We start from the raw sequence: 7,024 nt of genomic DNA, 5'->3' as shown, positions 1-7,024 counted from the left end.
GGTCGCCGCGAAATGGCAGCAGACCGCGACGGGTAGAGATTTAACTACAAAACAGACATAAAAATGTATATGCTAACTTGATGAAGGTGGTGGGTAGGACTATTTTGATGCATGGCATCAACCTGCTTCGCGAAACAATCGGCACGGCCGCACCTGCACATCGCAAGCGGCAATGGCAAGGCGTGATAATGTCGATAAGTGAGACTACCAATGTGTTCGTGCCTCCTCTTACCATTTCTCGAGAGGAGTTTTTGCGGGAGGGTAGCGATCAGCAGTTTCGCGAGGCTATCTACACAACGGTCTTGGCACTGGAAAGTCTTTTGAAATGCCGCGAGATTTTCGGCAGGCTACTTGGTTTAACTGGAAGCCAGTTCGCTGTTCTGATGAGCGTTGCATATCGACAGGGCAAAATGGGCATCGCCATCCGCGATCTGGCTGAGCACGTGCGGCTTGCTGCGCCGCATGTCACGACCGAGGTAGGCCGCCTCATACGCATAGACCTTCTCAGGAAGCGTCAGGACGAGGTCGACAGACGCAGCGTTCTAGTTTCTTTGTCGCCCAAAGGGGAAGCTGTCGTGAGATCGATTGCACCGGTGGCTCGGCGGGTCAACGATATCCTGTTCGAAGGGATTTCGGAACCGGAACTCGCTGCCACGGAGCGGCTGTTGCATCGGTTGACTCTCAATGCGGGTAAGGTTCTCGTTGAAGCGCGGCGTGGACGTTTACTTGACGACGCGACCACGTTCAGCGACGAGATCATGGAGTCCTGAACAGAATCTCAAAGTGCAGAGGCAAGCTCACCGGGGGCCAATGCTTTTCGAAACGCAACTCCGCGCGATTGCGCACGAAACGCGCTTGCCCATCAGTCACCAGCCATGGATCAATTGTGTGGTGTCGTACGGTGTCTCGATATTCTGCTGCAAATCCAACTGACGATATCGGCCGCCAGAAAAAACCAGAGGGCGCGGCAGAGCGTTAGCCGTTCTCGCGATTCGCTTTACCAAACCGACAAATATGATGTGATCGCCTCCGTCGTAATTCTTCCAGCTCTCGCATTCGAAAGTCGCGATCGCGTCGCGGATCAGCGGAGCGTTGATCGTCTCGGCCTGCACGGGAGCCATCCCGTCCCATTTATCGCTTAGCGCCTTGGCAAAACGCGTCGAAAGCTCGCTCTGGTTCTCTCCTAAAACATTGACTGCGAAGCTCGATACCGCCTCCCATGCACCACTCGACTTGGCGGCGCGCGCGAGGCTGAACAGAACCAGCGGCGGGTCGAGCGAGACCGAGTTGAAGGAACTTACGGTCGCGCCGAGCCGCTCCCCGCTCGCGGTGGTCGCGGTGATGATGGCGACGCCCGTTGGGAACAGCCCGAGCGTGTCGCGAAGATCTCGTGGGGAGAAGCTTGCTTCACCCCTGTCGCTGCCCTGAACGCTCATCGCATATCTTCCGTGATGGTGATGGGTGGTGAATGCTGCATGACCACCGTTGGACGGCCGGGCTACGACGAAGCAGCCCGGCCAAGCGTCGGATCAGGCCGAGAGCGCCAGCGCCTTGTCGACCAGGCCAGCGGCCCGTCCGAAATCATAATTTCGGAACATGTTCTGCTTCACCAGGAAGGAGGCGCCCCCATAAAACTTCTCGTATTGCTGGTGACGGTTCCCGAATTCCGAACCGATGAAGTCCCATGCCATGCGCATCAGAGCGATGCGCTCGCGGGCGCCTGCGGTAGCGCAACCCATGTAGCGCGCCATGTCGGCTGCCGTTTCGGGGCTGTCCAGGTCTTTCAGTGAAGACGGTAGCGTGATCATTGCCGAGCCGGTGAGCTCGCGGACGATGTCGACCATGCGCGGGTTAATCTCCGATTGCAGGGCCATAACCGCGTAAAGCGTCGTTTTGGACGGCCAGAGCACGCCGTTCGCGTCGATGGTCGCGGTGGTCTCCTGCGCTTCCAGCATCGTCTCGACGATCTGCACCAGCGCGGCGAGCTCCCCCATTTGAACCTGCACGGGCGGAGCGCCGTCGTTACCGGTCATTTCGTTCATGCGCTTGGCGAGGCCCATCATGAAGCGCAGCTTCGTAGCATAGCGCGCCTGCGCCTGGAGATTGCCGTAGGCATGCGACGGTGTCTTCCACCACTGGTCGCGGCAGATCTCAAGGTTGCGGTAGATGAAGACGTGCTCCCACGGGACGAAGACGTCCTCCAGGACGACGAAGCAGTCGCTCTCGTCGAAGCGGGCCGAAAGCGGGTGATCGAAGGCGTTGTCAGTCTGCAATGCGAACGGGCGCCGCGGATACAGCTTGAGCCCCGGAGCGTTCATCGGAATGGCTACGCCGATGGCATAGTTTTCGTCACCGGGCTGAAGCGGATGGATGCAGCTCAGATAGAGATAGTCGGAATAGACGCCGGCGGTCGCCAGCTGCTGCGCACCCTTGATGACGATGCCGCCATCTTTCTCCTTTACCACACCGGCATAAAGGGTCGGATCGCTCTGCTTGTGGGCCGGCTTCGAGCGGTCGATCTGCGGAGGCACGATCGCATATGTCACCCACTGATGATTTTCGCGAAGCTTTTCGTAGAAGGCGGTGACGTTCTCGGCGTAGTGCTTGCCGCCGGCAGCGAACAGTTCGGGCACCGCAGCATAGCCGCAGAAGAAGCCGGCGACGTGATCCGGCGTACGACCGATCATGCCGAATGTCGCTTCCGACCAGGTCTCGGATGCCAGGCGCTTGGCTTTCAGGTCCTCATGGGTCCGCGGAATCTGATAAGCCCGCAGAACCGGCTTGCCAGAGGTTGGAGAAGTAAAAGTCATCCGTTCGCGCATCGCCGGATCCGCGGCGATGTCGTAGAGCCTCGCCGCGGATTGAGCGGCGGCAGCGAATGCCGGATGCGTGGTGACGTTTTTGACGCGCTCGCCGTCGACATAAACGGCGCGGCCGTCGTCGAGCGAGCGGAGATATTCCGCTCCGGTCCGGAGGGATGCGGTGGCTTCAGTGCGGTCGGCGGTGGCGAGTGCTGTGGGCATGGAACCCCTCCGTTAGGTCGGCTCGAGGGTCCGGGTTCGTCCGGCCAGCTCGGTCCCTACAGATTGTAGCTAAATTCTGTAAGTGTCAAGCTTGTCAGATTGCGTCTTTCCGTTCATCCGTCGGCGGGGAGGACCAGGAATTGAGCAAAGACCCTCGTAGAATGACCGCTGCGTCGGCCGAGTCCACGCGCCGATTCGAGCCGCCCTTGACCGTTTCGCACGCAGCCCTTCTGAATGCGGGAAGCGACCTGACCTTTCGCGACACGCTATATCTGATGGTGTTGTCGCTTGGTCGCTTCCAGGCCTGCCGTGAGGCGTTCGGGCGCAGTATCGGGTTGACCGGCTCCCAATTCGCGGTGCTGCTTGGTGTTGCCTATCGGCAGGGCGAGAAGGGTGTGACCATTCGGGATCTCGCCGAGCATGTCCATCTTGCTTCGACCCATGTCACCACCGAGGTAGGGCAATTGATACGCAAGGGCTTTCTCGTCAAGCGCCCCAATGCTGCCGACCGCCGCTCCGTCCTCGTGCAACTTGCCAAACCCGGCGAGGAAGCCGTCGTCGGGCTCGCGCCCTTTATGCGCGACGTCAACGATCTGCTCTTTAAGGACGTGACACGCGACGACATGGGGCGGCTGCGCGAAATCTTCCAGCGCATCGTCCTCAATAGCGAGTATGCCCTAGCCGAGCTCCGACGGCACGAGCGCAGCGAGTTGCTCGACAACTGAAAGACGCTGACGGGCCGTCTCGCGCTCAGCCGGCCGCGCGTTCGGCGTTCATCCGATCGAAACTCTCCCGCGCCGCCGCCGCCGCTCCACGCACATGAGTATGCGCGGCCGCACGTGCCCCTTCGGGATCTCGATTCTCAATCGCCTTGAGGATCACGCCCATCTCCTGCAGGGAGTGGGTCGCCCGCCCCGGGCGCGACATGGATCGCGCGCGAAGAACTCCGACGCGGGCATTTAGCCCGTACAGGACCTCTGTGATGATCCGGTTTCCGCAACCAGATAGCATGACCGCGTAGAAGTCGCCCGTCGACCGCACGAGTATCGTGGTCTCGCTCTTTGCGATCGCGCGTTCAAATTCGCGCAGCGCCTTGCGCATGCGGGCGAGATCGTCCCTCTCGGCCCGTGTAGCGAAGAGGAACGCTGCCTCGCCCTCGAGGAGGCTGCGAACATGGTAGATTTCTTGAGCTTCGTCCCAGCTGATCGCCGCTACGGACGGACCCTTGTTCGGTGTAATAGTGACGAGCTTCTCAGCTGCGAGTTGGCTGAGAGCCTCGCGAATAGATGGACGAGAGACGCCCATGCGCTTGGCCAGCGAAGCCTCGACGAGCCTTTCGCCCGGCACGAGCGCTCCGGTGATGATCGCCTCGCGCAACGTCTGAGCCGCAAGCTCGCGCAACGCCACCGGTGGGCGGGTAATCGTTAAAAAATCGGCGTTTTCGCCCATCAGGCGGCGCTTCCTATTTGCCGGTCGCCAAGCTGGTCGAATACGACGTAATGGCCCTGGAACCATGGCTCTGCAGCGAGCCGGGCTCGCCAAGGCGTCGCCCGCGCACGCTTCCGGGCATCGGATTCTAGAGCAGAGCGGTCCGAAAGATAGTGCAAAGCGAGACGATTGTAGGGGCTCGGAGCGCCGTCGACGACGTCGAAACGCCTGACGCCTAGCCAACGCTCGTCTTCGATCAGCAATGGCACATGGTCATCCGCATTCCACGCGTCGAATTCGACTGTTCGCTCTTGCGGTACCGCGAAAAATACCGCGTACAGCACAGGTGCGGCTATCAGCTGGTCCGCCGATGCGCCTGCCTCGGCAATCTTATTGCCGATATAGCGGGTAAACCCAGTCACCGCGTCGAGCATGCGTTTCGTAGTCTCCGACGGCCTGTTCTTAATCTCGCTGTAAGCAGGCGTCGAGAGCGCTTCGCGTGAACTCATCTCGTAGACGGCCAGATAGTTCGAGGTCTTCCCATCTCGATAACGCTGAGCGCTGCGAAAGCCCGGAGCACCCATCCTGATCGGGATGTGCTCCTCGTCGTACCACCGGTTGAAGTCCGCCTCCAAGGCAGTCGGAGGTGTCATCTCGGAAAACAGAATTGTCTCGCCGTCGAATTTCATAGCCGGTCCCTTGACATGATTGTCTTACAATATGATTGTTTATCGATAAGTCAATCTTGGGAGCATGGCCATGGATATGCCGATCAAGCGCGTGCTGACGATCGTCGATGACAGGACCGCCGATCAGGGTTCAGACGCGGGGCGTGCGCAGCGGAAAGTTGCGGTCGTCGCGATCGTCAACAACCCTTATATCGGCCGCTACGTGGAGGACCTGAGCCCTCTGGTCGAAATCAGCGCTAGCATCGGCGCGCAGATGGCGGACGCTGCCATTCATGCTCTCGGCCCCTATGAAGCGCAGGGCTACGGCAAGGGCGGGATCGTGGGCCTCGCCGGCGAGCAGGAGCATGCCAATGCGCTGTTGACCACGACCTTTGCCACACCATTCCGCGACCGCATCGGCGGGGCCTCGGCCTGGATCTCGTCGATGACCAAGGTCGCCGCCCCTGGCACCCCAATCGACATCCCCATGAACGCGAAGACGGATGTCTATGTCCGCTCGCACTACGATGGCATGAGCCTCTTTCTGCCGGACGCGCCGCTACCTAACGAAATCGCGCTAATATTTTGCCTTTCGAGTGGCCCGCGGCTGAACGCTCGCGTTGGCGGCCTACGCTACGAGGAATCGGTGAAAGCTGGCGCGCTCGAACACGTCTAAGTTGGAGAAAGTCATGCGGACAGCTGTGGTCAACATCGGTCACATCGTCACGGGCGACTATGCAGATCCCTTCGTCGAAGGCGACTGCATCGTGTCGGAAGCCGGGCGCATCATCCATGTCGGCGGGGCCGATAGCGAGGCGCTGAAGGATTGTGACATCGTCATCGATGCCGGCGGCACCACGGCCATCCCGGGCCTGATCGACAGCCATGTCCATATAACCTTCGGCGACTACACACCGCGTCAGCGCACAGTCGGCTTTCTCGAAAGCTATCTCCATGGCGGCGTTACGACCGCCATCAGCGCCTCGGAAGTGCATGTTCCGGGCCGCCCAAAGGACCCCGACGGAGTCAAGGCACTCGCGGTCGCGGCCCACAAGTCCTTCCTGACCTATCGTCCCGGCGGCATGCGGGTCCATGCCGGCGCTATTATCCTCGAGCCGGGCCTTACGCGGGAAGACCTGGCTGAGGTAAGGCGCCAGGGAGTTTGGCTCGCCAAGGCCGGCTTCGGAGCCTTCGCGACACCCTATGAGTACGAGCAGACCATGGGCTGGGCACGCGAGCTCGGCATGATCACGCTAGCTCATACCGGAGGCTCATCCATCCCCGGCTCGTCGGGCGTATGGGCCGACCATCTGCTGCGGATGCGCCCGCACGTCTCCTTCCACACCAATGGTGGCCCGGTTGCGATGCCCGATGAGGACTTTCCGCGCCTCGTCAACGAATCTGACATGGCGCTACAAGTCTGTACCGCTGGCAATCTGCGCACGACACTCCTTTGCGCCAGGCTTCTGGAAGAGGCGGGAGCGTATGAGAGGCTGCTGATCGCGACCGACACGCCGACCGGCAGCGGCATCATGCCTCTCGGCATCCTCTATACGATCTCACATCTGGCGAGCCTCGGCGGGGTCGCCGTCGAGCGGGCTATCGCTGCCGCGACCGGCAGTAATGCTCGGGTCTATGGACTGAACAGCGGGTTCATCGCGCCGGGCCGCGACGCCGATATCGTGTTGATCGACGCTTGCGCCGGCGGCGCCCGCAGCGATGCCCTTTCGGCGCTTGCGCATGGCGACATCGCCGCGGTCGGCGCCGTGATTAGCGACGGCATACCGCGCTTCGTCGGCCGCTCACGGAACACCCCCCAAACAACGCGGACCGTCCGGGTCGCGCAGAACAGCATACCACAGGATTTCTCCGGCTCGGCGCACTGAGCGGCAAGACTCGGAGCCG

The 7,024-nt window shown here is 60.9% G+C and carries 8 protein-coding genes; 4 read left to right on the top strand and 4 right to left on the bottom strand.

Going from position 1 to position 7,024, the window contains the following annotated elements:
* Positions 1–107: 107 nt before the first annotated feature.
* The gene (locus tag ACQKLX_RS21665; RefSeq protein WP_427363627.1) at positions 108–770 is read left to right on the top strand and encodes a MarR family winged helix-turn-helix transcriptional regulator; all 663 of its coding nucleotides are present in this window, start codon (positions 108–110) and stop codon (positions 768–770) included.
* Positions 771–866: 96 nt separating this feature from the next.
* Here ACQKLX_RS21665 and ACQKLX_RS21660 read toward each other — a convergent pair whose 3' ends face one another.
* Positions 867–1,436, bottom strand: a complete 570-nt coding sequence (locus ACQKLX_RS21660; protein WP_427363626.1) for a flavin reductase family protein — start codon at positions 1,434–1,436, stop codon at positions 867–869.
* Between the two features lie 93 nt (positions 1,437–1,529).
* On the bottom strand, positions 1,530–3,023 hold the full coding sequence (locus tag ACQKLX_RS21655; protein WP_427363625.1) for a 4-hydroxyphenylacetate 3-hydroxylase family protein: 1,494 nt from the start codon (positions 3,021–3,023) through the stop codon (positions 1,530–1,532).
* A gap of 161 nt (positions 3,024–3,184) precedes the next feature.
* Here ACQKLX_RS21655 and ACQKLX_RS21650 point away from each other — a divergent pair, with 161 nt between their 5' ends.
* Positions 3,185–3,748 (top strand): MarR family winged helix-turn-helix transcriptional regulator, encoded by a 564-nt coding sequence (locus tag ACQKLX_RS21650; RefSeq protein ID WP_427363624.1) that lies wholly within the window; start codon positions 3,185–3,187, stop codon positions 3,746–3,748.
* A 25-nt stretch (positions 3,749–3,773) separates the two neighbouring features.
* Here ACQKLX_RS21650 and ACQKLX_RS21645 read toward each other — a convergent pair whose 3' ends face one another.
* Together ACQKLX_RS21645 and ACQKLX_RS21640 are read right to left on the bottom strand one after the other, a co-directional pair.
* A complete protein-coding gene (locus ACQKLX_RS21645) occupies positions 3,774–4,472 on the bottom strand; it encodes a GntR family transcriptional regulator (protein ID WP_427363623.1) in 699 nt (232 codons plus the stop codon).
* Complete coding sequence (locus ACQKLX_RS21640; protein ID WP_427363622.1) at positions 4,472–5,140, bottom strand: hypothetical protein; 669 nt, start codon at positions 5,138–5,140, stop codon at positions 4,472–4,474. Before ACQKLX_RS21640 ends, ACQKLX_RS21645 begins: the two co-directional genes overlap by 1 nt.
* A gap of 70 nt (positions 5,141–5,210) precedes the next feature.
* Here ACQKLX_RS21640 and ACQKLX_RS21635 point away from each other — a divergent pair, with 70 nt between their 5' ends.
* Both ACQKLX_RS21635 and ACQKLX_RS21630 read left to right on the top strand, forming a co-directional pair.
* Positions 5,211–5,795 carry an amino acid synthesis family protein gene (locus tag ACQKLX_RS21635; protein ID WP_427363621.1) on the top strand — a complete coding sequence of 195 codons (585 nt, stop codon included), beginning with the start codon at positions 5,211–5,213 and terminating at the stop codon, positions 5,793–5,795.
* 13 nt (positions 5,796–5,808) lie between these two features.
* Positions 5,809–7,005 (top strand): amidohydrolase family protein, encoded by a 1,197-nt coding sequence (locus tag ACQKLX_RS21630; protein WP_427363620.1) that lies wholly within the window; start codon positions 5,809–5,811, stop codon positions 7,003–7,005.
* Positions 7,006–7,024 lie beyond the last annotated feature (19 nt).

This window comes from Allobosea sp. NPDC003192, from assembly GCF_050275675.1.
GTDB lineage: Bacteria > Pseudomonadota > Alphaproteobacteria > Rhizobiales > Beijerinckiaceae > Allobosea.
The sequence above is the reverse complement of the archived record's forward strand: the minus strand, read 5'-3'. Positions and strand labels throughout refer to the sequence as shown.

Coding starts and splice junctions, on each gene's coding strand:
- ACQKLX_RS21640 (WP_427363622.1), bottom strand. CDS start 5,140: ATGAAATTCGACGGCGAGACAATTCTGTTTTCCGAGATGACACCTCCG.
- ACQKLX_RS21650 (WP_427363624.1), top strand. CDS start 3,185: ATGACCGCTGCGTCGGCCGAGTCCACGCGCCGATTCGAGCCGCCCTTG.
- ACQKLX_RS21645 (WP_427363623.1), bottom strand. CDS start 4,472: ATGGGCGAAAACGCCGATTTTTTAACGATTACCCGCCCACCGGTGGCG.
- ACQKLX_RS21630 (WP_427363620.1), top strand. CDS start 5,809: ATGCGGACAGCTGTGGTCAACATCGGTCACATCGTCACGGGCGACTAT.
- ACQKLX_RS21635 (WP_427363621.1), top strand. CDS start 5,211: ATGGATATGCCGATCAAGCGCGTGCTGACGATCGTCGATGACAGGACC.
- ACQKLX_RS21655 (WP_427363625.1), bottom strand. CDS start 3,023: ATGCCCACAGCACTCGCCACCGCCGACCGCACTGAAGCCACCGCATCC.
- ACQKLX_RS21665 (WP_427363627.1), top strand. CDS start 108: ATGCATGGCATCAACCTGCTTCGCGAAACAATCGGCACGGCCGCACCT.
- ACQKLX_RS21660 (WP_427363626.1), bottom strand. CDS start 1,436: ATGAGCGTTCAGGGCAGCGACAGGGGTGAAGCAAGCTTCTCCCCACGA.